This is a genomic window from Streptomyces tamarix, assembly GCF_032423885.1.
Lineage (GTDB): Bacteria > Actinomycetota > Actinomycetes > Streptomycetales > Streptomycetaceae > Streptomyces > Streptomyces tamarix.
Genome location: NZ_JAWCTQ010000036.1, coordinates 47,409 through 73,043 on the forward strand (window position 1 = coordinate 47,409; position 25,635 = coordinate 73,043).

At 75.9% G+C, this 25,635-nt stretch carries 24 protein-coding genes; 19 read left to right on the forward strand and 5 right to left on the reverse strand.

The genetic code is table 11. The features are described from left to right. The first annotated feature begins 205 nt into the window (after positions 1-205). The 9 genes from RND61_RS24150 (at position 206) to RND61_RS24190 (ending at position 9,117) form a co-directional block, all read left to right on the forward strand. A complete protein-coding gene (locus RND61_RS24150) occupies positions 206-1,183 on the forward strand; it encodes an NADPH:quinone oxidoreductase family protein (RefSeq protein ID WP_315880175.1) in 978 nt (325 codons plus the stop codon). After that, the gene (locus RND61_RS24155; protein ID WP_315880176.1) at positions 1,180-2,367 is read left to right on the forward strand and encodes an acyl-CoA dehydrogenase family protein; all 1,188 of its coding nucleotides are present in this window, start codon (positions 1,180-1,182) and stop codon (positions 2,365-2,367) included. The genes RND61_RS24150 and RND61_RS24155 overlap by 4 nt, the downstream gene beginning before the upstream one ends. Next, positions 2,364-3,443, forward strand: coding sequence for an acyl-CoA dehydrogenase family protein (locus tag RND61_RS24160; protein WP_315880177.1), 1,080 nt, complete (start codon positions 2,364-2,366; stop codon positions 3,441-3,443). The genes RND61_RS24155 and RND61_RS24160 overlap by 4 nt, the downstream gene beginning before the upstream one ends. Before the next feature lie 86 nt (positions 3,444-3,529). Next, on the forward strand, positions 3,530-5,137 hold the full coding sequence (locus RND61_RS24165; RefSeq protein ID WP_315880178.1) for an ABC transporter substrate-binding protein: 1,608 nt from the start codon (positions 3,530-3,532) through the stop codon (positions 5,135-5,137). Between the two features lie 38 nt (positions 5,138-5,175). After that, complete coding sequence (locus RND61_RS24170; protein ID WP_315880201.1) at positions 5,176-6,141, forward strand: ABC transporter permease; 966 nt, start codon at positions 5,176-5,178, stop codon at positions 6,139-6,141. After that, positions 6,134-7,000, forward strand: coding sequence for an ABC transporter permease (locus RND61_RS24175; RefSeq protein WP_315880179.1), 867 nt, complete (start codon positions 6,134-6,136; stop codon positions 6,998-7,000). The genes RND61_RS24170 and RND61_RS24175 overlap by 8 nt, the downstream gene beginning before the upstream one ends. Then, positions 6,997-8,070, forward strand: coding sequence for an ABC transporter ATP-binding protein (locus RND61_RS24180; protein WP_315880180.1), 1,074 nt, complete (start codon positions 6,997-6,999; stop codon positions 8,068-8,070). Before RND61_RS24175 ends, RND61_RS24180 begins: the two co-directional genes overlap by 4 nt. After that, positions 8,063-8,800, forward strand: a complete 738-nt coding sequence (locus tag RND61_RS24185; protein ID WP_315880181.1) for an ABC transporter ATP-binding protein — start codon at positions 8,063-8,065, stop codon at positions 8,798-8,800. Before RND61_RS24180 ends, RND61_RS24185 begins: the two co-directional genes overlap by 8 nt. A gap of 122 nt (positions 8,801-8,922) precedes the next feature. Then, the gene (locus RND61_RS24190) at positions 8,923-9,117 is read left to right on the forward strand and encodes a hypothetical protein (protein ID WP_315880182.1); all 195 of its coding nucleotides are present in this window, start codon (positions 8,923-8,925) and stop codon (positions 9,115-9,117) included. Between the two features lie 37 nt (positions 9,118-9,154). Here RND61_RS24190 and RND61_RS24195 read toward each other — a convergent pair whose 3' ends face one another. Continuing rightward, entirely contained in the window at positions 9,155-10,411 is a 1,257-nt protein-coding gene (locus tag RND61_RS24195; protein ID WP_315880202.1) for a phosphodiester glycosidase family protein, read from the reverse strand. A 309-nt stretch (positions 10,412-10,720) separates the two neighbouring features. Between RND61_RS24195 and RND61_RS24200 the strand changes: the two genes are divergently transcribed. Next, positions 10,721-11,641, forward strand: coding sequence for an adenosine kinase (locus RND61_RS24200; protein ID WP_315880183.1), 921 nt, complete (start codon positions 10,721-10,723; stop codon positions 11,639-11,641). 63 nt (positions 11,642-11,704) lie between these two features. Here RND61_RS24200 and RND61_RS24205 read toward each other — a convergent pair whose 3' ends face one another. Both RND61_RS24205 and RND61_RS24210 read right to left on the reverse strand, forming a co-directional pair. Continuing rightward, positions 11,705-11,953, reverse strand: a complete 249-nt coding sequence (locus tag RND61_RS24205; protein ID WP_315880184.1) for a hypothetical protein — start codon at positions 11,951-11,953, stop codon at positions 11,705-11,707. A gap of 108 nt (positions 11,954-12,061) precedes the next feature. Further along, positions 12,062-12,448: a peptidase M23 gene (locus RND61_RS24210; RefSeq protein ID WP_315880185.1), complete on the reverse strand. Its 387-nt coding sequence runs from the start codon at positions 12,446-12,448 to the stop codon at positions 12,062-12,064. 425 nt (positions 12,449-12,873) lie between these two features. Between RND61_RS24210 and RND61_RS24215 the strand changes: the two genes are divergently transcribed. From RND61_RS24215 to RND61_RS24255, 9 genes are all read left to right on the forward strand, one after another. Continuing rightward, positions 12,874-16,005 (forward strand): AfsR/SARP family transcriptional regulator, encoded by a 3,132-nt coding sequence (locus tag RND61_RS24215; protein ID WP_315880186.1) that lies wholly within the window; start codon positions 12,874-12,876, stop codon positions 16,003-16,005. A 111-nt stretch (positions 16,006-16,116) separates the two neighbouring features. Then, positions 16,117-16,779, forward strand: a complete 663-nt coding sequence (locus RND61_RS24220) for a M15 family metallopeptidase (RefSeq protein WP_315880187.1) — start codon at positions 16,117-16,119, stop codon at positions 16,777-16,779. 95 nt (positions 16,780-16,874) lie between these two features. After that, entirely contained in the window at positions 16,875-17,615 is a 741-nt protein-coding gene (locus RND61_RS24225) for an RNA polymerase sigma factor (protein WP_315880188.1), read from the forward strand. An 83-nt stretch (positions 17,616-17,698) separates the two neighbouring features. Continuing rightward, the gene (locus tag RND61_RS24230) at positions 17,699-18,571 is read left to right on the forward strand and encodes an NlpC/P60 family protein (RefSeq protein WP_315880189.1); all 873 of its coding nucleotides are present in this window, start codon (positions 17,699-17,701) and stop codon (positions 18,569-18,571) included. Between the two features lie 53 nt (positions 18,572-18,624). Next, positions 18,625-19,401: a peptidoglycan DD-metalloendopeptidase family protein gene (locus tag RND61_RS24235; RefSeq protein ID WP_315880190.1), complete on the forward strand. Its 777-nt coding sequence runs from the start codon at positions 18,625-18,627 to the stop codon at positions 19,399-19,401. Further along, positions 19,395-19,802, forward strand: coding sequence for a hypothetical protein (locus RND61_RS24240; protein WP_315880191.1), 408 nt, complete (start codon positions 19,395-19,397; stop codon positions 19,800-19,802). The genes RND61_RS24235 and RND61_RS24240 overlap by 7 nt, the downstream gene beginning before the upstream one ends. Positions 19,803-19,964: 162 nt before the next feature. Then, the gene (locus RND61_RS24245; RefSeq protein WP_315880192.1) at positions 19,965-20,369 is read left to right on the forward strand and encodes a hypothetical protein; all 405 of its coding nucleotides are present in this window, start codon (positions 19,965-19,967) and stop codon (positions 20,367-20,369) included. Between the two features lie 56 nt (positions 20,370-20,425). Further along, positions 20,426-21,619, forward strand: coding sequence for a hypothetical protein (locus tag RND61_RS24250; RefSeq protein WP_315880193.1), 1,194 nt, complete (start codon positions 20,426-20,428; stop codon positions 21,617-21,619). 385 nt (positions 21,620-22,004) lie between these two features. Next, positions 22,005-22,928 carry a helix-turn-helix domain-containing protein gene (locus tag RND61_RS24255; RefSeq protein WP_315880194.1) on the forward strand — a complete coding sequence of 308 codons (924 nt, stop codon included), beginning with the start codon at positions 22,005-22,007 and terminating at the stop codon, positions 22,926-22,928. A gap of 18 nt (positions 22,929-22,946) precedes the next feature. On the opposite strand, the gene RND61_RS24260 is transcribed toward RND61_RS24255, so the two are convergent. Together RND61_RS24260 and RND61_RS24265 are read right to left on the reverse strand one after the other, a co-directional pair. Continuing rightward, complete coding sequence (locus RND61_RS24260) at positions 22,947-24,305, reverse strand: family 43 glycosylhydrolase (protein ID WP_315880195.1); 1,359 nt, start codon at positions 24,303-24,305, stop codon at positions 22,947-22,949. A gap of 186 nt (positions 24,306-24,491) precedes the next feature. Then, the gene (locus RND61_RS24265; protein ID WP_315880196.1) at positions 24,492-25,517 is read right to left on the reverse strand and encodes a hydroxyacid dehydrogenase; all 1,026 of its coding nucleotides are present in this window, start codon (positions 25,515-25,517) and stop codon (positions 24,492-24,494) included. Positions 25,518-25,635 lie beyond the last annotated feature (118 nt).

A 25,635-nucleotide genomic window follows, 5' to 3' on the forward strand; every position in this document is an offset into this window, starting at 1 on the left:
CTGACCGCGCTGACCGCGCTGACCGCGCTGACCGCGCTGACCGCGCTGACCGCGCTGACCGCGCTGACCCGCGCCGTGGCCGCCGCACGGCGCGGCGGCCACGGGCCCCCGGAGGGACGGCCGGCCGCACTGTTCCCAGGAAGACAAGCGACCGCTTAGTATGCGACCCACTGCGGTACTGCCCGACTCTTCTGTGGAGGCCCCAATGCAGGCATGGCGCGTGCACCGGAACGGCGAGCCGAGCGAGGTGATGCGGCTCGACGAGACCGACCGGCCCGTGCCCGGCCCCGGGCAGTTGCTGCTGAGGGTGCGGGCCGCGAACGTCAACTTCCCGGACGCCCTCCTCTGCCGCGGCCACTACCAGGTGCGCCCGCCGCTCCCCTTCACCCCCGGCGTCGAGATCTGCGCCGAGACGGAGGACGGCCGCCGCGTGATCGCCACGCCCACCCTGCCGCACGGCGGACTCGCCGAGTACACCGTGGCCGACGAGGCCGCCGTGCTCCCCGCCCCCGAAACCCTCGACGACGCCGAGGCCGCCGCCCTGCACATCGGCTACCAGACCGGTTGGTTCGGCCTGCACCGCCGCGCCGGCCTGCGCGAGGGCGAGACCCTCCTCGTCCACGCCGCCGCCGGCGGGGTCGGCAGCGCCGCCGTCCAGCTCGGCAAGGCGGCCGGCGCCCGCGTCATCGGCGTCGTCGGCGGCGCCGCCAAGGCCGCCACCGCCCGCGCCCTCGGCTGCGACACCGTCGTCGACCGGCACGCCGACGACATCGTCGCCGCCGTCAAGGAGGCCACCGGCGGCCGCGGCGCCGACGTGGTCTACGACCCGGTCGGCGGCCCCGCCTACGCCGCCTCCGCCAAGTGCGTCGCCTTCGAGGGCCGGATCGTCGTCGTCGGCTTCGCCAGCGGCGACATCCCCGCCCCCGGCCTCAACCACGCCCTGGTCAAGAACTACGCGATCCTCGGCCTGCACTGGGGCCTGTACAACCAGAAGGACCCCGCCGCCGTCCGCGCGTGCCACGACACCCTCACCGACTACGCCGCGAAGGGCCTGATCAAGCCGCTCGTCAGCGAACGCGTCCCCTTCGCCGACGCCGCCTCCGCCGTCCAGCGCGTCGCCGACGGCACCACCACCGGCCGCCTCGTCGTCCTCCCCGGCGGCCCGGAAGGAGCCACCCGATGACCGTCACCGCAGCCGACCTGCGCGACCGGGTGCGCGGCCTCCTCGCCGCCCACCCGCCCGCCACCACCGACCGCGCCGACTTCCTGGGCGCCCGCTTCGACGCCGGCCTCGCCTGGGTCCACTACCCGCAGGGCCTCGGCGGCCTCGGCGCGGACCCCGCCCTCCAGGCCGTCGTCGACGCCGAACTCGCCGCTGCGGGCGCCCCCGACAACGACCCGCGCCGCATCGGCATCGGCCTCGGCATGGCCGCGCCGACGATCCTCGCGTACGGGACCGAGGAGCAGAAGCAGCGCTTCCTGCGCCCCCTGTGGACCGGCGAGGAGGTGTGGTGCCAGCTGTTCAGCGAGCCCGGCGCCGGCTCCGACCTGGCCGCCCTCGGCACCCGCGCCGTCCGCGACGGCGAGGGGGACTGGGTCGTCGACGGACAGAAGGTGTGGACGTCCAGCGCCCACCTCGCCCGCTGGGCCATCCTCATCGCCCGCACCGACCCCGACGCCCCCAAGCACCGCGGCATCACCTACTTCCTGTGCGACATGACCGACCCCGGCGTGGAGGTCAGGCCCCTGCGCCAGATCACCGGCGAGGCCGAGTTCAACGAGGTGTTCCTCACCGGCGTGCGCATCCCCGACAGCCACCGCCTCGGCGAGGTCGGCGACGGCTGGGCCGTCGCCCGCACCACGCTCATGAACGAGCGCGTCGCCATCGGCGGCGCCCGCATCCCCCGCGAGGGCGGCATGATCGGGCGCGCCGCCCGCACCTGGCGCGACCGCCCCGAGCTGCGCACCCACGACCTGCACCGGCGCCTCCTCGACCTGTGGGTGGACGCCGAGGTGGCCCGGCTGACCGGGGAGCGCCTGCGCCAGCAGCTCGCCACCGGCCGCCCCGGCCCCGAGGGCAGCGCCATGAAGCTCGCCTTCGCCCGCCTCAACCAGCAGATCAGCGGCCTGGAGGTGGAAATCCTCGCCCAGGACGGCCTGCTGTACGACGACTGGACGATGCGCCGCCCCGAGCTGGTCGACTTCACCGGCCGCGAGGCCGGCTACCGTTACCTGCGCTCGAAGGGCAACTCCATCGAGGGCGGCACGAGCGAAGTACTGCTGAACATCGTCGCCGAACGCGTCCTCGGGCTGCCCGCCGAGCCGCGCGACGACAAGGACGTCCCGTGGAAGGACCTCGCGCGATGACGGATCTGCTCTACTCCGAGGCCGAGTCGGACCTGCGGGCCGCCGTACGCGCCCTGCTCGCCGACCGCGCCGACCCGGCCGCCCTGCCCGCCCGCCTGGAGGGGGCCGGCCCGTACGACGCGGAGCTGTGGAACGCCCTCGCCGGGGACATCGGCGCCGCCGGCCTCCTCGTCCCCGAGAAGCTCGGCGGCCAGGGCGCGAGCCACCGCGAGGCCGCCGTCGTCCTGGAGGAGCTGGGCCGCGCGGTGACCCCGCTGCCGTACCTCACCAGCTCCGTCGTCGCGACCGGGACGCTGCTCGCCCTCGGCCCGTCCGACCCGGCCGCGCCGCTCCTCGCCGACCTCGCCGCCGGACGCCGGACCGCCGTCCTCGCCGTCCCGCTCACCGCGGGCCCGGACACCCCCGTCCCCGCGGAGGGCGCGACCGCCGCCGTCGCGGACGCCGTCCTCGCCGACGTCCTCCTCGTCCCGCGCCCCGACGGCCTGTACGCCGTCGACGCCGCGGACGTCGCCGTCCGGCCGCAGACCCCGCTCGACCTGACCCGCCCCCTCGCCTCCGTCGAGGTCCTCCCCACCGCCTCCGGCACCCGCCTCGCGGACGCCGACGCCTCCCGCGCGGCCGTCCGGGCCGGGCTGCTCGCCGGGGCCGGGCTGCTCGCCTCCGAACAGCTCGGGCTCGCCGAGTGGTGCCTGGAGGAGGCGGTGCGGCACACCCGGACGCGCCACCAGTTCAACCGGCCGATCGGCTCCTTCCAGGCGCTCAAGCACCGCATGGCCGAGCTGTGGCTGGAGGTCGCCGGAGCCCGCGCCGCCGCCCGGAACGCCGCCGACGCGCTCGCCGCGGACAGCCCCGAGGCGCCCCTCGCGGTGGCCGTCGCCCAGGCGTACTGCTCCCGCGTCGCCGTGCACGCGGCGGAGGAGTGCGTACAGCTGCACGGCGGCACCGGCATGACGTGGGAGCACCCGGCGCACCTCTACCTCAAGCGCGCCAAGGCCGACCAGCTCGCGTACGGGTCGGCCGGCCACCACAAGGACGCCCTCGCGGCCCTCGTGGACCTCCCCGCCCCCACCCCGTAAGGGCCCTTGACGACACACCCCTGCGCGTGCTGTTTAATTGCGAGTCGTTCGCAACAACAGTTGATCTTCCACAAGGGGTGTGGCGCATGACCACCCGACCCGTCCGACCGATACGCGGCACGGCCGCCGCGGCCTTGGCCACAGCCCTGGCCCTCACCGCGGCGGCCTGCTCGAACCCGGGCGGCTCCGGCTCCGGCGGCTCCGCCGCGGGGGACGGCGTCGTCGTGGGCATCGCCTACGAGCCCGACACGCTCAGCCCCCTCCTCGGCTACGGCAAGGACGGCAACTCCAAGGTGTTCGACGGCCTCCTCGCCTTCGACGCCGACATGAAGCTCAAGCCCGCCCTCGCCGTCGCGCTGCCCGAGGTGAGCGCCGACGGCCTGACGTACACGTACCGGCTCCGCAAGGGCGTGAAGTTCAGCGACGGCGAGCCCTTCACCGCCGAGGACGTCGTCTTCACGTACCGCACCATCCTCGACAAGCGGACCAACAACCCGTCCAAGACGGAGCTGGACGCCCTCAAGGACGTCAAGGCGGTCGGCGACGACACCGTCGTCTTCACCCTCAAGTACCCCTACGCGGCCTTCGCCCAGCGCACCGTCCTCGCCATCGCCCCCGAGCACGTCGCGGCGAAGCAGGACGTGAACAGCGGCCCCTTCACCACCAAGCCCGTCGGCACCGGCCCGTACGTCCTCACCGACTGGTCCAAGGGCGAGAAGCTCACCTTCAAGGCCAACCCCGACTACTGGGGCGGCGCGCCCGAGGTGAAGAAGTTCACCATGGCGATCATCAAGGACGACGACGTCCGCGCCACCCGCCTCCGCTCCGGCGACCTCGACGGCGCGATCCTGCCCCCGAACCTCGCCAAGGGCTTCAAGGACGACAAGGCGAAGAAGACGTACGCGGCGACCAGCTACGACTACCGCCTGGTCACCCTGCCCACCCACAACGAGGTCACCGGCGACACCGCGATCCGCCGCGCCCTCGACGTCGCCGTCGACCGCCAGGCCATGGTCGACAAGATCCTCGAAGGCGCCGGGAAGCCCGCCTACGGCCCGGTGCCCACCGACAGCGAGTGGTTCACCAAGGGCACCGAACGCCCCCACGACCTCGACCGGGCGAAGAAGATCCTCGACGACGCCGGCTGGAAGCCCGGCCCCGACGGCATCCGCGTCAAGGACGGCGTCCGCGCCGCCTTCCCCCTGTGGTACGTCTCCGGCGACAAGCTCCGCCAGGAACACGCCCTCGCCTACGCCTCCGACGCCAAGAAGGCCGGCATCGACATCACGACCCAGGCCGGCACCTGGGAGGTCATCGAGCCGCGCATGAAGCACGACGCGGTCCTCGCCGGCGGCGGCTCGCCCGGCGACCCCGACTTCGACCAGTACCTGCTGCTCAATTCCTCCCTCGGCGGCGACGGCTTCAACAACATGGCCTGGTACGACAACCCCGCCGTCGACAAGGCCCTCGAAGAGGGCCGCAGGACCGACGACAAGGCCGCCCGCAAGGCCGCGTACGACACCGTCCAGCGCGAACTGGTGAAGAACCCGGGCTACACCTTCCTCACCCACATCGACCACCTGTACGTGGTCGACGACGACTGGGACGGGCTCTCCACCCAGGTCGAGCCGCACGACCACGGCCTCGCCGCGGGCCCCTGGTGGAACATCGAGAACTGGGCCCCCAAGAAGTGACCGTCAAGCAGGCCGGCCGTCGCCTCCCCTGGGGGGCGATGGCCCGGATGGCGGGGCGTCGGGCCCTGTTCGCCGTCCCCGTGCTCCTCCTGGTGACGTTCGGGGTCTTCGCCGTCGCCGCGGCGTCCCCCTTCGACCCCGTCAAGGCGTACGCCGGGACCGCCGGGCTCACCGCCTCGCAGGAGAACCTCGACCAACTGCGCGCCAACCTGGGCGTCGACCAGCCGCTCGTCCCGCGCTGGTGGGGTTGGCTCACCTCGGCCCTCACCGGCGACCTCGGCGACTCCAGCGTCATGCGCCAGCCCGTCGCCGACGTCATCGCCGAACGCATCGGCTGGTCGGCGCTGCTCGCCGCCACCGCCTTCGCCGTCGCCATCCTGCTCGGCACGGCGCTGGGCGTGCTGGCCGCCCGCCGCCGCGGCGGCTGGCTCGACCGGAGCGTCAGCGCGGCCGCGTACACCCTGGAAGCCGCCCCCGCCTTCTGGCTCGGGCTGCTCGCCATCTGGTTCTTCGCCCTGGAGCTCGGCGTGCTGCCCGCCGGTGGCCTCACCGACACCGCCAGCGAGACCGTCACCTTCGGGCAGGTCGCCTCCCACCTGGTCCTGCCCGCCCTCGTCCTCGGCGTCTCCCAGTTGCCCTGGTTCTTCCTGTACGTGCGCCAGGGCGTCGCCGACGCGCTCGACGAGGACCCCGTGCGCGGTGCGCGCGCGCGTGGCCTGAACGAGCGCACCGTGCTCCTCGGGCACGCCCTGCGGTCCGGGATGCTCCCGATGCTCACCCTCATCGGCTCGCGCGTGCCCGAGCTCATCACGGGCGCCCTGCTCGTGGAGTCCGTCTTCAGCTGGCCCGGGATCGCGGCGGCCACCGTGCAGGCCGCCACGTCGGTGGACTTCCCGCTGCTCGCCGCGCTGACCGTGCTCGCCACGGCGGCCGTGCTGCTCGGCAACCTCCTGTCCGACCTGCTGTACGGACTGGCCGACCCGAGGGTGGGATTCGATGGCTGAGCTCGTGTGGAGGTCCCACGGACGGACCCGCCGCTCCACCCGCGCCGTCCGGGTCGCGGTCTCCGCCGTGATCGTCGCGGCCGTCGTCCTCGCCGTGCTCCTCGTACCGCCGCTGGTCCGGCTCGACCAGCAGGCCGTCGACCTGGCGCTGAAACTCCGGCCCCCGTCGTTCGCGCACCCCTTCGGCACCGACGACGTCGGCCGCGACCTGCTGCTGCGCTGCGTCTACGGCCTGCGCGTCTCGCTCCTCGTCGGCCTGGTCGCGGCGCTCGTCGCCACCGTCATCGGTACGGCGGTGGGCGCGGTGGCCGCGGCCTTCGGCGGCTGGGTGGACCGGCTCGTGATGCGGCTGGTCGACACCTTCTCGTCCGTGCCGCACCTGCTGCTCGGCATCTTCGTCGTGGCGATGTTCCGCCCCGGCGTGTGGCCCGTCATCGTGTCCGTCGCGCTCACGCACTGGCTGTCCACCGCCCGGATCGTCCGCTCCGAGGTGCTGTCGCTGCGTTCCCGCCCGTACGTCGACGCGGCGATCTCCGGCGGCGCGTCCCGGTGGCGGGTGACCGTCCGCCACCTGCTTCCGGCGGTGCTGCCGCAGGCCGGCCTCGCGGCCGTCCTCATGGTGCCCCACGCCATGTGGCACGAGTCGGCGCTGTCGTTCCTCGGCCTGGGCCTGCCCCCCCACCAGGCGAGCCTCGGCAACCTGGTCCAGACGGCGCGCGGTTCGCTGCTCGCCGGCGACTGGTGGCCGACGCTCTTCCCCGGCCTGTTCCTGATCGTCCCGACGCTCGCCATCGCGGGCCTGGCCGGTGCCTGGCGGGAACGGATCAACCCGCGCCGTCGATCGGAGCTGATGCTGTGAGCACCGTCGTCCTCTCCGTACGGGAGATGTCCGTACGTTTCCGGATGCGCGGCGACCGCCACATCGCCGCCGTCAGCGGGGTGAGCTTCGACCTCGCGGCGGGGGAGTGCCTCGCCCTCGTCGGCGAGAGCGGCTGCGGCAAGTCGGTCCTCGCCTCCGCGCTGCTCGGCCTCCTGCCGGGCAACGCCCAGACCGCCGGCACGGCGGTGATCGACGGGGTCGACCTGCTGACCGCCGACGAGCGCACCCTCACCCGTACGGTACGGGGGCGGCGCGTCGGGCTCGTCCCGCAGTCCCCGGCCGCCCACCTCACCCCCGTGCGGACCGTGCGCGCGCAGCTGGAGGAGACCCTGCGCGAACTGGTCGGCACCCCGCGGGCGGAGCTGCGCGCGGCCGCCGTCGCGGCGGCCGAACGGGCCTCGTTCCCCGCCGGGCTCCTCGACCACCACCCGCACGAGCTGTCGGGCGGCCAGGCGCAGCGGGCCGCCACCGCCCTCGCCCTCGTCGGGGACGCGCCGCTGCTGCTCGCGGACGAGCCGACCACCGGCCTCGACCGCGACCTGGTCGAGCGGACCGTCGACGAGCTGCGGCGCCACGCCGACGAGGGCCGGGCGCTGCTGCTGATCACCCACGACCTGGCGGCGGCCGCGCGGATCGCGGACCGGGTCGCCGTCATGTACGCGGGCCGGATCGTCGAAGTGGCCGCCGCCGACCGCTTCTTCGGCGCCGCCGGACCCCGTCACCCGTACGCGCGGGGCCTCCTCGCCGCCCTGCCGGAACGGGACTTCACCCCGATCCCCGGCATGCCCCCGGAGCTGGGCGCCCTGCCGGACGGCTGCGCCTTCGCCGCCCGCTGCGACCACCGTACGGACGCCTGCCGGACGCTGCCGCGGCTCACGGACGGCGTCGCCTGCCACCATCCCGCGCCGGACCGCGCCGCGTCGGACGGCACCGCACCGGACCGTGCTGCGCTGGACGGCACCGCGCCGGACCACGCCGCGCCGAACCATCCCGCGCCGGACCGCGCCGTGCCGGACGACACCGCCGCCGAGGAGACCGCCCGTGCTTGAACTCGCCTCCCTCACCGCCGGGTACGACCGCCGCCACCCCGTCTTCCGGGACGTCTCGCTGACCGTCGCCCCCGGCGAGGCGGTCGGTCTGCTCGGCCCGAGCGGCTGCGGCAAGTCCACCCTCGCCCGCGTCGCCGCCCTGCTGCACCGCCCCGACGCGGGCCGCGTCACCGTCGACGGCCGCGCGGTGCGCGGCTGGCGCCACCGCGCGCCGCGCGAGCTGCGCACCGCGGTCGGCGTCGTCTTCCAGCAGCCCCGCCTCTCCGCCGACCCCCGGCTGCGCCTGCGCGACCTGATCGCCGAACCCCTGCGCGCCACCGGCCGCCGCGCCGAGGCCGCCGGACGCACCGCCGAACTCGCCCGCCGTGTCGGCCTCACCGACGACCTGCTGGCCCGCCGCCCCCACGAGGTCAGCGACGGGCAGCTCCAGCGCGCCTGCCTCGCCCGCGCCCTGGTGCTGCGCCCGCGCTGGCTGGTGTGCGACGAGATGACCGCCATGCTCGACGCGTCCACCACGGCCGCGCTGGTCGCCGCCGTCGAGGAGTACCGCCGCGAACACGGCGCCGGGCTCCTCGCCGTGGGCCACGACCGGGTCCTGCTGGACCGCTGGTGCGACCGGACCGTGCACTGGGCGTCGCTCACCGCGGCTCCGGTCTCGGATCCGGTTCCGGCCCCGGCTCCGGTTCCGGTGCCCGCGGAGGCGGGTGCGGCCACGGGGACGGGGGCCTGACGGCCGGTCGATTCGTACCCGTTCGGCCCACACGCCGTACGGCCGTCCGGCGCCGTCACTGGGCCAGACTGGCCGCCGAACGCCGCACGCCCCGTGCGGCACCGGGCCGAGGAGGACGACACATGGCCGTAACCGTCTCCGTCGTGTTGCTTCTGTTGATCCTGGCGGTGGTCTTCCTGCGCAACGGCGGCCTCAAGCTCTCCCACGCGCTGGTCTGCGCCCTGCTCGGTTTCTTCCTCGCCGGCACGAGCCTCGCCCCCACCATCTACAACGGGGTCTCCGCCACCGCCGACGCGGTCAGCAGCGTCCAGCCGTAGCACACCGCCCGCCCGTCCGCACGCGGAGGACCGGGCCTCACGGGCGGACGAACACGCCGATCCCGTTGGGGACGGACCGCTCGGCGCCGCCGCTGGGACGGTTCAGCACGCGTACGGCGGTGGCGCCGTTCACGCGGGCCACCAGCGTCGACGACCCGCCGCCGTCCAGGTTGACCCCGTCGGAGGCGCCCAGCTTCCGCAGCAGCGCCGCCAGTTCGGCGACCGTCAGCCCCGGGCGGTACTCCGGGCCGCCGTCCAGCGCGAGGAGCAGCAGCCGCCGCCCGCCGTCCGCGACCCCCGCCGCCGACCGCACCGCGGGGACCACCGCGTCCGTCCCCGCCAACGGCCGCCCGCCGCGCAGGACCGGGTACCCGCCCACCGCGAACCGGAAGGACACGTTCGGGTCCGTGCCGACCGGCACCAGCCGGTGCCGCACCGTCACACGGTCGCCCACCGCCAGCCCCCGCAGCCACCGCGCGCCCGCCTCGCGGCCCACCAGGACCTGCGTGCCCGCCGCGATCGCCCCGGCCCCGGGCGCGCCCGCCACCGCGACGACCCGGCCGCCGCGCACCCTCACCTCGTACGTCTCCGAACTGCACGGCGCGCCCCGGTCGGTGTCCGTTCCGCACGTGGCCCGCAGCCGCGACACGGTGCCCCAGTCGCGGGTGAAGACGCCCACGGAGCCGACCGGCAGGGCGTACTGGTTGAGTCCGCCCAGCCGCAGCCGCCCGCTCGGCGCCCGCACCTCCCCGTCGAGCGCCAACTCGCCGAGACGTGCCCGCCCGCCGCCGTCGACCCCCAGCACCATGCGTGTGTTCGTGCCGGGCGGCAGCGCCGGGCCGAACCGCTGCCCGCGCGGCACCGCGGCCTTCAGCGCCCGCCCACCGGCCACAGCCGGACCGACCGGGGCACCCGTCGCGGGCACACCGGGGTGCTGGGCCTCCGACAGGTTGAAGAAGTCGCCGTTGACCCCCGCGACCGCGCCCGCGCGGTCCGCGAGCACCGACAGCGGCGACCGTGCCGCGACCACGCCCGGGTACAGCAGCCCCGCCGACACCCGCCGGTCACGCAGGTTCACCGACAGCAGGTGGACCCGGGCGGTGCCACGGGGCGAGGAGACGCCCAGTACCCGGTACCCCACCCCCGGCGCGACCGCCCGCGCCTGCGGCGCGACCGCCGCGGTCGCCGTCCGTCCGGTCGCCCCGGCGGCGGGCGGCGTCGCGAGTCCCGCCCCGGCCAGCGCGCTCCCCAGCAGCGCGGCGAGCATCCCGGCCCGCCGCCACAGACCTCTCATGTCCACGAACCCCCCACGCGTCGGGACCACACCGGTCCGGGGAAAGCTGCCCCGCCGCGCACCACCGCGAACCGCCCTGCCGAGGACACGTCAGAAAACGGTCGGTGACGGGCGTTTCACCGATTATCCGGTAGTCGAACGATCCGCAGGAGGCGGGAGGTAGCCTGCCGTGCACCGCTTTCGGCGGGGGAACGCACGGGTCGGGGCACGTCGCCGCGCCCGGGGTGCCCCTGCCGGAAGGCCGCTCCCGGCCCGGCCCCTCGCCCCGGCCGCCCGCCGGACGCCCGGCGGCAGCCCCGAAAGGAACCCATGAGCAGCGCCCCGGACATCGACGTCCTCGTCCTCGGAGGCGCGGGTGTCGACACGATCGTGTATGTGCCCGAACTGCCGTTGCCCTTCGCCGACAGCTACACGATCCGGCCCGGCATCGAGACCCGGGCCGGCCAGACCGGCGACTTCGTCGCCCTCGGGCTGAGCGCGCTCGGGTTGCGCACCCACCACCTCGACATGCTCGGTGAGGACCCCGAGGGCGACCTCGTCCGTGCCCTCCACCGCGACCACGGCATCCCCCTCACCGAGGTCCCGCAGCCCGCCGGCACCAAACGCGCCGTCAACCTCGTCGGCCCGGACGGGCGCAGGCTCTCCCTGTACGACGGGACGCGGGGCGGCGACGCGGACCGGCTGCCCGAGGACACCGTCCTCGCCCTCGCCTCCGCGAGCCGCCACGCCCACGTCTCGATCACCCAGCCGTGCGCCCTCGCCCTGCCCGTGCTGCGGTCGGCCGGGGTCACCGTCTCGACCGACCTGCACGACTGGGACGGCGAGAACCCGTACCACGCGTCGTTCGCCCACGCCGCGGACGTCGTCTTCCTCTCCGCCGCCGCCCTCGACGACCCCGAGCGGACCATGCGCGGCATCGTGGCGCACGGCCGGGCCCGGGAGGTCGTCGCCACGGCCGGGGCGGACGGCGCCTACCTGCTGGCGGACGGCGAACTGACCCGCGTGCCGGCCGTGGCGCCCCCTTCGCCGGTCGTGGACTCCAACGGCGCGGGCGACGCCTTCGCCGCCGCCTACCTGTTCGGCCGGCTGACCGGGGAACCGCCGCGCAGGTCCGCCCTGTACGGGGCGGTCGCCGGCGCCCACGCCTGCACGGTGCCGTCGACCAGGACCGACGGCATCGGCCGCGCCGCGCTGCTCGCCCGCGTCGCCGGGCTGGACGCCGCCTCCTGACCCGGGGGCCGCCCGCCCCTGGCGCGCGCCGGGGACGGGCGGCCCGCTTCCCGCCGTACGGGGTCAGGGCACCCCCGGGGCGAGGAAGCCCTGGTCCACCAGCCGCTTCGCGTTCGGCCGCCGGCCCGTGCCCGGGTCCGGAGGCGCCGGGTCCCACGTGATCTGCCGGTCGCGGCCCGGCCGCGCGCGGCGGGGCGCTTCTCGCGGACATCGGCGTCGGAGGGCGCCGATGTCCGCGGCGGGCGAGGCCGTCGCGGACAGCGCCGTCGCGGCCAGGGCCGGCGCGGACGGGACGGCATGCAGACGGTTCACGTCGCGTCGCTCCTCGGAGGGGGGAACGACCCTCGTGCAGAGCAGTGAAGCGAGCACGGTGGCGCGGCGGTTCTCGGGGGCGGCTCCGGCCGGGACCGCCGCGCGGGGTCACCGGCAGTGGGCGAAGTCCGTCGACACCCCGGGGATCCCGCCCCAGTTGCTGCCGCCGCGGACGTACACGGCGCTGATCCAGCCCTTCGGGCCGCCCGCGTCGACCAGTAGCCACCAGTCGTTCACGTACGCGCCGTCGCGCACGACGTCCCCGCGCTGTTGGCAGAACGCCGTGACGTTCATGCGGCTGACCTTGACGCTCCCGTACGTGGGGCACGAGAACAGGTTGCACGAGCGCATGTTCACGTCGGTGGCCCAGACGTACACGGTCGTCGCGTTCGCGGCGGCCTGCGCCGGGGCGGCGCCGACCAGGGACGCCACGGCGCCCACGGCGGCGGCTCCGGTCACGGCCATGCGGCGCAGGCGGGTGGTTCGCTCGGTCATCGGTGGCTCCCTCGATCGCGCGCACCGCGCGGGTCTTCCCGGTGCTGTCGGGTGCGGGACGGAAGGCGGGGCGCCGCCGTATGACCGGACGCGGGCGACGTGCCCGGCTCCGCCGGGGGCGGGAGGGGCCGTTTTCGGGCGTGCCGCGCGTCGTCCCCGGACCGGCCGCCTCCGCCGGCGGCGCCGAACCGCCTCGTGGCCGAAGAACCCGCCCGCACCGCTCATACGGGAGCGCCGTCCGCCCCGTCACCCGGGCGAAGGACCCCGGACGACGATTGCGAGGTCACCCTCCCGGACGACGCGTACCCGGCACGCGCCGGCGTTCCCGGACCGGACTGCCCGACCGGCAGCCCGGTGATAGTCGTGCCCGAAGGCCCCCGCCGGTATCGTCTGCACCCGGTACGAGCGCCGTGGACCGGGGGACCATGCTGGAAGTACGCCTACTCGGCCCCGCCGAGGTGTGGGACGGGGACCGCAGGGTCCCCCTGAACGGCTCCAAGCCGACCGCGATACTCGCGGCGCTGGTCGTCCACGCGGGCGAAGTCCTGTCCGTCGACCGTCTGGTGGACCTCGTGTGGGAGGAGCAGGCCCCCGCCACCGCCCGGGCCCTCGTCGCCTCCCACGTCTCCGCGCTGCGCCGCGCCCTGGCCGGGGCCGACGGCGGCGACGCCGCGGTCCGCACGCGCTCCCCGGGCTACGTCGCCGAGCTGCCCCGCGACCGCGTCGACACCTATCTCTTCGAGCAGGCCCTGACGCTCGGCCGGCGCGCGGCCGCCCGCGGCGACCACGCCGGGGCCGCCGCGACCTTCCGGGACGCGCTGGCGCTGTGGCGCGGACCGGACGCGCTGGAGGGCCTCGGCCAGTCCTTCGCCCGGATCGAGGCCGCCCGCCTGGCCGAACTGCGCCGCGCCGGCCTGGAGGCCCGGTTCGCCGCGGAGCTGGCCCTCGGCGGCGGCGCGGAGATCGTCGCCGAGCTGTACGCGCACGTGGCCGCCGACCCGCTGCGGGAGCGGCTGCGCGGCCAGTTGATCACGGCACTGTCCCGCACCGGCCGCGTCCCCGACGCGCTGCGCGTCTACGAGGAGGGCCGCCGCCTCCTCCGGTCCGAACTGGGCATCGACCCAGGGCCCGAGCTGCGCGCCCTGTACCAGGCCCTGCTCACCGGCGACACGGCCGCACCGGGCGCCCCGGTGACCGCTCCCGCCGCCGCGGTGCCACCGGCCCGCCCGCCCCGCGACGACCCCGCCCCGGCCTTCCCCCACCAGGCCGCCCGGACCGCCGGGCCCTCCGCTCCCGCCGGGCCCCCGATGCCGTGCCACCTGCCGCCCGACGTGGCGGACTTCGTCGGCCGGGAGGCGGAGATCGCCTGGGCGTCGGCCCTCCTCGGCGGCACCGGCGACCCCGCGCGCACCGCCTCCCCCGTCGGGGTGATCTCCGGCCGCTCCGGCGTCGGCAAGACCGCCCTCGCCGTCCACATCGGCCACCGGCTCGCCGCACGCTTCCCGGACGGGCAGCTCTTCCTCGACCTGCGCGCCTCCGACACCGCCCCCGTCCACACCGCCGACGCCCTCGCCCGCCTGCTGCGGGCCCTCGGCGTCGACCCGGACACCCTGGCCGGCGGCCCCGAGGAACTGGTCGGCGCGTACCGCACCCACATCGCGCGCCGCCGGGTGCTCCTCGTCCTCGACAACGCCGTCGGCGAGACCCACCTGCGCCCGCTGCTGCCGCCCGGTCCAGGCTCGGCCGTCCTGATCACCAGCCGCAGACGGCTCGTCGCCCTCGAAGGAGCCGCCCACCTGGACCTGGCGGCCCCCGCGCAGGACGAGGCGCTGGCGCTCCTGGCCAAGGTCGCCGGGGAGGGGAGGACCGGCACCGAACCGGACAGGACCGCCGAGATCGTCGCCCTGTGCGGCCGTCTGCCCCTCGCCGTGCGCATCGCCGGCGCCCGGCTCGCGGCCCGCCCGCACTGGACGGCCGCCCGACTCGCCACCCGGCTGCGCGACGAGCGGCGCCGCCTCGACGAACTCCAGGCCGGCGACCTCGAAGTGCGCGCCAGCCTCGAACTCGGCTACGTCGAACTGGAGGAGCGGCAGCGCAGGGCCCTGCGCAGACTGGCCCTGATGGAACTGCCGGACTTCGCCGCCTGGGTGGCGGCGCCCCTCCTCGACGTCGCCCCCGAGGACGCGGAGGAGGCCGTCGAGACGCTGGTGGACTGCCACTTCGTGGAGCTGGTCGGCGTCGACGGGACCGGCCAGACCCGCTACCGCATCCACGACCTGGCCCGGGAACACGCCCGTGAGCGGTGCCTGGCCGACGAGACCGCCGAGGAGCGCGCGGCGGCCGTGGAGCGCCTCGTCGCCTGGTGGCTCGCCCTGGGCCGCGCCGCCGCCGCACGCGGCCCCGGCGGAGCGGCCCGGCTGCTGCCCGACCGGCGCCCCGCCCCCCTGGTCGACCCGTTCCTCGCCGAGGAACTGCTGTCCACCCCCGCCGCCTGGTTCGCCGCCGAACAGCCCTGCCTGGTCGCCGCCGTCACCCACTGCGCGGACCACGGCCTGCCCCGCGCGGCCCGTGACCTGGCGGCCGTCCTGATAGCGAGCTCGGCGGCGCTGTACAACCAGTTCGACGCCTGGTCCCGGTCGCACACCGACGCCCTGGCGGCCGTCCGCCGCAGCGGCGACGCCGAGGGCGAGGCGTGGCTCCTCCACGGCCTCGGCCGGCTCCGCCTCGAACAGGACCGCTTCGACGACGCCTTCGCGTACTTCCAGGACGCCCTGCGCCTGTTCGACGAGACCGGCGTGGCGCGCGGCCGCGCCGACGCCCTCGCCGGGATGGGCTACGTCCGCCGCGAGCAGGGCCGCTTCACGGAGGCCCTGGAACTGCTGGAGGACGCGACCGCCGCGTACGGGGACACCGCCGACGGCGCCGCTCCCGCCCTCGCCCACGTCTGGTACGGCATCGGGGCCGTCCACCGCGACCGCGGCGACCACACCGCGGCCTGGGAGACCCTCACCCGGGCCCTGCGGACGTACCGGGCGGCGGGGGACCGGCACGGCGAGGGGCTGACCCTGCGCTCGCTCGCGCTGTGCCACCGGGCCCGCGGCGAACTCGCCGACGCCGAACGGCTGCTGTGCGACGCCCTGCGCCTCTTCGAGGAGACCGGCGACACCTTCGGCGAGATGTACACCAGCCAATCCCTGGCCAAGGTCCGGCTGCGCCAGGGCCTCGTACGGGAGGCGCGGGAGCGGCTCGAACGGTGCCTGGAGGTCACCCGTGAGCGCCGGGACCTCTTCGGCGAGGCGCTCGTCCTGCGCTCCCTCGGCGAGGCCCGGATCGCCGCCCGCGACTGGGACGGCGCGACGCGCGAACTGGAGCGGGCGCTCACCCTGTGGGACCGGATGGGCCTGCCCCTGTGGCGGGCCCGTACGGTGAGGGACCTGGGCACCGCGGCGGCCGGCCGCGGCGACGCGGCAGCCGCGGAGGCGGCGTGGGCCGAGGCGCAGGCGGTCTTCCGCGAACTCGGCAGCAGGGAGGCGCACGAGCCCCCGCGGCGGCCCTGACCCGCCCGCCGGGGCCCCGGCACCGGCCCTGCAAGACGGCGGCAGCCGTTCCGCAGCGCTCCTGCAGAAGATCTGCAGGGCTTCTGCAGGCACCCCGGACACGCTCGGAGCGTGACCGACATCATCCTGCTCTCCGACCGGAGGGTCGCCGGGACCCGCGTGGCCGACACCGGCGAACCCCTCGTCGACCTGCGCGCCACGGACGGGCTGCTCGTCGACCCCCGGCAGGCCGACGACGACGGCTCGTACGCCCACGTCCGCGCCGACGTCGCCCGCAGGCTGCTCCTCGCCCAGCGGTCGCTCCCCGCCGGGATCCGGCTCCTCGTCGTGGAGGGGTTCCGCCCGCCCGCGCTGCAGCGCCGCTACTACGAGGAGTACGCGGCGGTCATGCGGGCCGAGCACCCCGGCGCCCCGCCGGCCCGGATACGCGAACTGACCAGCGCGTACATCTCCCCGCCCGAGGTCGCCCCGCACGTCAGCGGCGGCGCCGTGGACCTCACCCTGTGCGCCGACGACGGCGCCGAACTGCCGCTCGGCACCGAGGTGAACGCCACACCGGAGGAGAGCGGCGGACGCTGCCGCACCGCCGCCCCCGGCATCACGGCGGAGGCCCGGGCCAACCGGGACCTCATGGGCCGGGCCCTGACCGCCGCCGGGTTCGTCAACTACCCGACCGAGTGGTGGCACTGGTCGTACGGGGACCGGTACTGGGCCCTGCTCAGCGGCCGGCCCACCGCCCCCTACGGGCCCGCCGAGCCGCCCCGCACCGCCTGACCGCCCGTCCGCCCACGCATCGACCACCGGGTGAGCGGCGGCGCCCCGGCACCCACCGCGCCGACACTGCACCGCAGACCGAACGGGGGAAACACGTGCACACCGACCACACCACCACCACGAGGCCCACTGGCACCGACCACACCACCACCCTCCCCACCGCCGTCGTTGACGCCGCCGGTACCGCCGGTACCGCCGACACTGCCGGTACCGCCGACGCCGCCGAGCAGTGCGCGCCCGGACCCGCCGCCCGTGCCGACCGGATGAGCCCCGACGAGTTCGACGCGCAGTTCACCACCGCCATGCCCCGGCTGCGCCGCCGGCTCCTCGCGATGACCGGCAACCCGCACGACGCCGACGACCTCCTCCAGGAGACGTACCTGCGGCTCTCCCACCGCGCCCGCGCCCGCACCCTGGCGCGCCAGCGCCACCCGTACGCCTACACGTGCGCCGCCGCGACGAACCTGCTGCGCGACTCCTGGCTGCACCCCTCCCGGCGGGAGCGCTGCACCGACCGGCTGCCCGAGGAGAGCTGGGACGGCGGACTCGCCCGCCGGGAGGCCGAGGCGGCCACCGTCGACCTGCTGAGCGGGCTCTCCCCGAAGGAGGCCGCCGCCGTCATCCTCGTCGACCTGGAGGGCCTCACCCACGACCTGGCCGCCGAACGGCTCGGCGCCCACCGCGGCACCGTGCAGCGCAACCGGATGCGCGGACTCGCCAAAATCCGTGCCGCACTCGCCTCATACGAGACGGCGCCCCGCCCCGTCTCCCCGACGAAGACCCGCGGCGGTGCGGCGCGCACACCCGCCACCGCCCCGCGCACCGCGGCGGCCTGACCACCCGGCACCACCGCACCGGCACCACCGCACCCAGAATGGCCGCCCCCGGGCGGCACCTGAAACAGGGGGAACCAGCACTGATGCGTCGCACGCACCGCACACTCGTCTCGGCAGTCGGGAGCGTCCTCCTCTCGACCGCCCTGGCCACCACCGCGGCGGGCCCCGCCACCGCCGCCCCGCACACGGGGGAGACCTCCGACTGCCGCCCGCTGGCGAGCGCGTCCGCCCAGGCGGCGGCCATCGTCAACGCCGCCTGCTCCCAGATCGGCGTGCCCTACTCCTGGGGCGGCGGCTCGATCCACGGCCCGACGTACGGGCAGGACTACCCCGGCGGCGGGCCGGGCGCCCACGACAGCCAGGTCAAGGGCTTCGACTGCTCGCACCTCGTGCAGTACGCGGCCTGGCAGGGCGCGGGCATCCTGCTCCCCGAGGGCTCCTGGAACCAGGCCCGGTACGGCGGCGCCACGGCCCGCTTCACCCGGGACCAGGGACTCGGCCCGCTCCACCCCGGCGACCTGCTGCTGTGGGGCTCCGACCCGGGCAACCCGGGCTCCGTCCACCACATCGCCGTCTACCTCGGCAACGGCAAGATGGTCGAGGCCCGCGAGTCCGGCACGCTCGTGATGGTCAGCGACGTACGGCTGAACGCCCAGTACGCGGGCGCCCTGCGCATCGCCGGCGCGGCGACGCAGCCCCCGGCCGGCACCAAGCGCTTCATGACCTGGGGCACCGACGTCGGCCTGCGCCCCGAGCCGGGCACCGGCAAACCGCCCGTGACCCGGCTTCCCGGCCCGACCCCCGTGGACGTGCTGTGCCAGGCGCGCGGCCAGATGGTCCACGCCGAGGGCTACAGCAACGACGCCTGGTCCTACCTGCCCGCCCACAAGGCGTGGATCTCCAACATCTACATCGACGACCCGGCCGCCTGGCTGCCCGGCGTCCCCGCGTGCTGAGCGCGCCCGGCACCCCCACCGTGTTCCGCAACCACCCCCCAAGGAGAGGTCCCATGCAGCTGAAGACGCGCACCAAGTCCCTCGGCGTCCTCGCGGCCGCCGCCGCGGTGGCCGCGCTGGTCCCGTTCACGGCGGTCGCGGCCGAGTCCGCCCCCGCCGGGGCGACCGGCTACGCGGGCGCCTGCCCCGCGGCCGGCCGGGTCACCCAGGGCTACCACTCCGGCCACGACGGGGTCGACATCGCCAACGCCCTGTACACGCCGATCTACTCCACCGGCCCCGGCACGGTCATCGCCTCCGGCACCGCCAGCGGCTACGGCCAGTGGATCCGCATCCGCCACGACGACGGCACGGTCACCGAGTACGGCCACATGAAGGAGCGGCTCGTCTTCGTCAACAACCGCGTCAACGCCGGCACGCTGATCGCCAAGATGGGCAGCGAAGGCCAGTCCACCGGATCCCACCTGCACTTCGAGGCGCACAGCTCCACGTCGAGCACCCGGGGCATGGACCCGTTCGCATACCTCTCCGCGCGCGGCGTGAGCCTGCCCTGCACACCGGGCGGTGGCGGGGGCACCCCCGCCACCAACTTCACCACCTGGGGGACGAGTGTCAACGTCCGTGCCGACGCCCGGCTGAGCGCCGCCGTCGTGCGCACCCTGAGCGGCCCGACCCCGGTGTACGTCGAGTGCCAGAAGCACGGCGACACGGTCAACGCCGAGGGCTACACCAACAGCGCCTGGTCGTACATCCCCGGCCTGGGCGGCTACGTCTCCAACATCTACATCGACCACCCGGACGCCTGGCTGCCCGGGGTCCGCACGTGCTGACCGGTCTTCGCGCCGGTACGAGGGCGGTGGCGGCGGTCGCGCTGGCCTGCGCCGCCGTCCTCGCCCCCGGCGCCACCGCTCCCGCGCACGCCGCGGACTCGGCGCCCTGCACGCCGTACCCGGGCTACCCCGGCCAGTACAAGTGCCCGATGTGGGGCACGGACGTCAACTTCCGGACGGAGCCCCGCGCGGACGCACCCGTCGCCGCCACCTCGCCCGACAGCGGGTTCATCCGCGCCGTCTGCCAGGTCAGGGGCGGCCGCGCGACGTACGGGCCGTACTGGCACACCTGGTGGATCAAGACCCCCGCGACGGGGATGGTCCCCCCGCTGTACATGAGCGAGATCTTCCTCACCGGCGGCGGGAACGACGAACCGGACACGGGCCTCCCCGTGTGCTGACACCGCCCACCACCACGGGGACGCCCCCGGCACCGCGAACGGGCCGGGGGCGTCCCCGTGCGCGCGGCGAACGTGCCGGACGCCTCATACGGAAGGTGTCGCGGCCCCGTCGAACGGGTGACGGGCCGTCGAACCCCTGCCCCGACCGCTGGAGGAGAGACCATGAAGAGGAAGACCACCAGGACCGCCGCCGCTCTGTGCGGCGCCGCGGCCATCCTGGGAGCGCTCGCGACGACCGCCGCGGCCGCCCCCGCCCAACAGCCCGCGCCCGCGGTGTTCACCACCTGGGCGACGGACGTCAACGCCCGCGTCGACGTCGACGGTTCGACCGGCTTCCGCTGCCCCGAGCACCCCTCGCCCGCCACCTGCCCCAAGGTGACCGGCCGGTCCCAGCCCGGCGACCGGCTGGAGGTGCTCTGCCAGACCCGGGGCGAGACGGTCGGCGGCAACCCGTACTGGGTGTACGTGCAGAACACCACCCGCGGCTTCCACGGCTGGACCGCCGGCTACTACATCGCCCACCCGGACAACTGGCTGCCGGGCGTGCACCAGTGCTACGGGCCGTGACCCACCCGCCCCTCCCCGCGCCACGTCCGCCCCTCGACCCCTGGAGGCCGTACGCCATGGCTCCCCACCGCTCCCTGCTCCGCGCCCTGACGGGCACGCTCCCCCTGGCCCTGGCGGCGGTGCTGTCCTCCGCCACGGCCGCCACCGCCACCCCCGGCTCCGCGCCGAACGCGGCGCCCCCGCCGGCCCGTGCCGCCTCGGCCCAGGTACCGTCCGGGGTCACCGCCGGTGTCGCCGTCTTCGACCGGCAGACCGGCGCCTTCACCGAACAGGTCAACTCCGCCGTCCCGTTCCGGTCGGCGTCCGTGGTGAAGATCCTCATCGCCCTGGACCTCGTCTGGGACCGGGGCCCCGACACCCTCTCGGCCGCCGACCGGTCCCGCGTCGACGCCATGCTGCGCGGCAGCGACGACAGCGCGGCGAGCCACTTCTGGGCCAACCGCGGGCAGGGCGCCCTGATCGACCGGATGGTCGCCCGCCTCGGCCTGCTCGACACCGCGCGGCCCCCGGCGACCCACCCCGGTTACTGGGGCTACACGGCCCTGTCGGCCCGCGACACGGTCACCGTCTACCGCTACCTGCTGGACACCGCCCCGCCGGCCGTCCGCGACTACGTCATGGGCAACCTGCGGCAGTCGACCCGCTGCGCCGCCGACGGCTACGACCAGCACTTCGGCATCGCCGGCGCCTTCAACCGGCCCTGGGCGGTGAAGCAGGGCTGGTCCGGCTTCAGCTCCGGCGGCTGCACGACCACGGCCGCCGCCGGCACCACGGCGTCCGCCGGCACCACGGAGGGTGCGCGCACCGACGGCGCCACCGCTGCCGCCGCCGTCGACCTGGCCCGCCCGGCGCTGCACACCACAGGTGTCGTGGGCGTAGGCGACCGGTCCGTCGTCGCCGTCCTCACCCTCCATCCGCAGGGCACGCCGTACGGCAAGGCGTACACCGACGTGGGCCGCCTCACCCGCTCGCTGAACGTGCCCGGCGCCACCCGGCCCGCCGGCACCTGGATCGGCACGTGGGGGAGCGGGGTACGGGTCCGCGCCCAGGCCACCACCGCGTCGTCGGCGCTGACGACGCTCCCGGCCGGCGCGGAGGTCCTGGTCTCCTGCCAGACGCGGGGCCAGCAGGTCAGCGTCCCGCCGTACGTCAACGACTGGTGGGCCTATCTGCCGCAGTACCGCGGCTACATGACCAACATCTACCTGAGCTCCCCGGACAACCAGGTTCCCGGCGTCCCGGTCTGCTGACCGGGGGCGGGGCCGCTCGTCGCGGCGGGACGGACGCACCCGCCCGGCCGCGGCGGGCGGCGGTCCGGGCTCCGCGGCCCGAGGCCCCCCGGAGGCGCAGCCGTCCGGAGACCCCGGAGGCGCTGCCGGGGCGGCCCCGCCGCAGCCGTCCCGGGCGGGACACTCCACCCGCCCCGGCGCCCGGGCCGCAGGCGGCGGGTGCCGCCGTCCCGGCGGTGCCCGGGAACCCGGTCGGGGTTTGTGGCGTTCCGTCACCCTTCGCAAAAGTGTCCCGTTTGCCTCACCGTTGTCGGGATCCCTAGGGTGCTGACCCGCTGGGACCTGGTCGTCCTGGATCCGGAAACGGTGTGCGGGGCGGTGGGAAGGCCCCGCGGAGGAGGGAGCCATGGCGGAGGGCGAGCGGCCCCGGCAGGGAACGCCGGCGCAGCGTCTGGGCGGTGCCCTGCGGGCGCTCCAGCAGCGCTCGGGGCGGACGTTGCGCTCCCTGGAACGGGAGGTGCTGATCAGCGACTCGTCGCTGTCGCGGTACTTCCGGGGGAGCGCCGTCCCGCCCTGGTCCACGGTCAGGGACCTGTGCCGGGCGCTGGGCGCCGACCCGGCCGAGTACCGGGCGCTGTGGGAGGAGGCCGACCGCGGCCAGACCCGGCCGGAGGGGACGGTGGGCACCGTCCCCGGCACGCCCGCCACCGCCGTCCCGCCCGGAGCCGGCCCCGCCGCCCCCACCGGCGGGCCGGGCGGCGGGACACGGCGGTGGCTCCCCGCCGCCCGCGTCCGGCTGCCGCACGGCTGGGTGCGGGCGGCGGCGGGCGCGGTCCTCGGCGTCGTCCTCGGCGCCCTGCTGATGTACCTCGTCGCCCCCCACGCCCCCGCCCCGGCGGCCGGGTCACCGGCGGCGGAGGCGGCGGGCGGGGACGGCGGGAACACACCGGGCGCGACGGCGGCGCGCGTCCGGCGCGTCTTCGTCAGCCGGCAGACGGGCCGCTGCCTCGACGACAGCCTCGACGAACGGCTGCGCACCTACAAGTGCAACGGCATGAGCTACCAGTGGTGGACCGCGCACCCCCTCGCCGACGGCTCCCACCGGCTGTCGAACCACGCCACGGGACGGTGCCTGGAGGACACCGCCGCCGGGCTGCGCGCCGCGCGCTGCGGCCCGGACGGCGCCCGGGCCCAGGCGTGGGCCCTGACCGTCTGGGGCGACGAGTCCGTCGAGGTGCGGAGCAGGACGACGGGGGAGTGCCTGGACGACAGCGGCGCCGGGCTGCGGACGCTCCGCTGCGACCGGACCGACCGCCAGAAGTGGGGCTGACCGCCCCGCGGGCGTCCGTCAGCCCACCTCGACGCAGTCGAGTTCGGCGTACCGGTCGCCCTTCGCCAGGCGGATCGTGTTCCACCCCGCGCGCAGCACCACCGGCCGCTCCACGGTCCGCCAGTCGTCCCAGCCCGTGTACGGGTAGGGGACGACGCCCACGTCGGAGCCGTTGACGTACAGGTCGTGCGTCGCGGACGCAGGGGCGCCGGAGGCGTCCAGGGAGCCGTTGCCGTACCGCACGGCCAGGGCGTGCGCCCCGGCCGACGCGGCGAACACCCGGAACTCCACGTGGCTGTCGTCGTGGTCGACGTACCCGACCGCCCGCCCGCCGAGCGCCCCCGCCGCGTCCCGCACGACGGCACGGTGCACCACGGCGTCCTCCGCCTGGTGCCGCACCCGGCTGCCCCGCACGACGGGCCGGCCGTCCGCGAAACCCAGGTCGGCGGTGTACAGGAAGCGGCGCGCCCGGTCGGCGTCCCAGCCGTGGAAGACGATCCGGTCGCGTCCGTCCGGGCCCGTCACCACGTCCTGCCCGCCCGGGCCGCGCACGGCGCCCGCGAACGACCCGGTGCTCATGAGCGGTTCGGCGGCCTTCGCGTACGGGCCGGTGAGCCGGTCCGCCACGGCGTAGCCCGTCGCGTAGCCGTTGTCGCCGTAGTGGCCGGCCGAGTAGAACAACACGTACCGGCCGGCCCGCTTGACGAGCGTCGGCGCCTCGACGACCTGCCCCTCCCAGGGCAGGTCCTGCCGGAGCAGCCGGACGGCCGGCCCGGTCGTGCGGGTGCCGTCCGCGGAGACGGGCTGGAGGTGCAGCCACGTGTCGAGCCGGCAGCAGTTGCCGTCGCTCTTCCACAGCACGTACCGCCGCCCGTCCTCGGTGTAGGACGCGGCGTCGATGGCGCCGCCCTCCGCCGTCGGGCACACCAGCGGGCCGTCGCCCACGGGACGGAACGGCCCGTCCGGCGAGTCCGCGAGGGCGGCGCCGACGCACTGCCTGCCGCTGGCCCGGTGGTGGGCGGTGTAGTGCAGGGTGAACCCCGCGCCGTTGTCGAACACCTCCGGCGCCCACACCCGCGCCGGCGTCTCCGCCACCCAGGCGCCGGGCACCGGCAGCGCGTCCTTCCCCACGACCGTCCAGTGGGTCAGGTCCCGTGACGTGGCGTGCTGGACGTGCGCGCCGTTCCCGCTGGTGGCGTACGCGTGGTACGTGTCGCCGACCTTCACGACGTCCGGGTCGGGGAAGTCCACCCCCAGCGCCGGCCCTCCGGCGACGGCGCCCGCCGGGGACGCCGGGGCCAGGCCCGCCGCGGTCAGCAGGGCGGCCAGCACGGCCGGCAGGAGACGGCCTCGGCGGGGTCCGGATCGGTACGGCATGCGGCACTCCTCCACGGTCACCGTCCTTCGTCCACTCGCCGTGACGAACGAAGGGCGGCACCGGGGGTTGCGCGGCCGCGCTGTTCCGTCAGGCCGACGCCATCCGTGCGCGGTGGTGCCAGGACGGCCGCCGGCGGGGACCCGCCCGTGCCGTCGCGGCCGAAGCGGCGGGCCGACGTGACGGGCTCATGCCGAGCGGGACAGCTCCTCCGCCCGTACAAGACCGGCGAACGGCAGTCCCCGCCCGTACCGTTCCAGCTCGTCCAGCGCCGCGTGCGCCATCCGACCCAGCTCGTTGCCGAGCGAACCGGCCACGTGCGGGGTCAGCAGCACGTTCGGCAGGTCGTACAGCGGGGAGCCGGCCGGCAGCACCTCCGGCTCCGTCACGTCCAGCACGGCGTTCAGCCGCCCCGACACCAGCTCCGCCGTCAGCGCCCCCGTGTCCACCAGCGAGCCGCGCGCCGTGTTGACCAGGGTCGCCCCGTCCGGCAGCAGCGCGAGTCGCGCGCGGTCGAACAGGTGTCGCGTCGCGGGGAGTTCCGGCGCGTGGAGCGTCACCACGTCGCTGGAGCGCGCCAGCTCGTCCAGGGGCACCGGCCGGACGCCGAGCCGGGCGGCCTCCCCCTCCGTCACGTACGGGTCGTGCAGCAGCACCAGCAGGTCGAACGGGCGCAGCAGTTCGATCACCCGCCGGCCGATCCGGGACGCCCCGACGACGCCGACGGTACGGCGGTAGTTGCCGGCCCCGGCGAGCAGGGCCAGCGGGTCGAGCCGGCCGCGCCGCTCCCGGTAGGCGCGCTGCGCGTCGAGCACCCGCTTCCCGGTGAACAGGATCGCGGCGACCGTGTACTCGGCGACGGGCAGGGCGTTGGCCGCGGCGGCCGACGCGACGGTGAGCCCGCGCTCCCAGCAGGCGTCGGTGACGTGGTGCTTCACCGAACCCGCGGCGTGCACGACCGTGCGCAGCCGGGGCATCCGCTCCAGCGCGGCCGCCGTCAGCGGCGGACAGCCCCAGCCGGTGAGCAGCGCCTCGGCTCCGGCGAGGGCAGAGGCGTGCTCCGCGGCGGCGAAGTCCGCCACCACGACGGCCGGGTCGGTCTCGGCGACGGCGGCGAGCCGGTCCAGCGCCGCCGCGTCGAACAGCGCGTCCCGGACCCGCGGTTCCATGGCGAGGACGGTCCGGGGCCGCCGGAGGGAAGAGGGGGTGGTCATGCGGCGGCTCCCGTGGTCGGCGTGGCCCCGCTCCTGCGGCGGTGACGCGTCCCAGTGGAGCAGACCCCGGCCCCACCGGGCACGGCGACGCGTCGCCCCGGCCCCACCGGGGCACGGG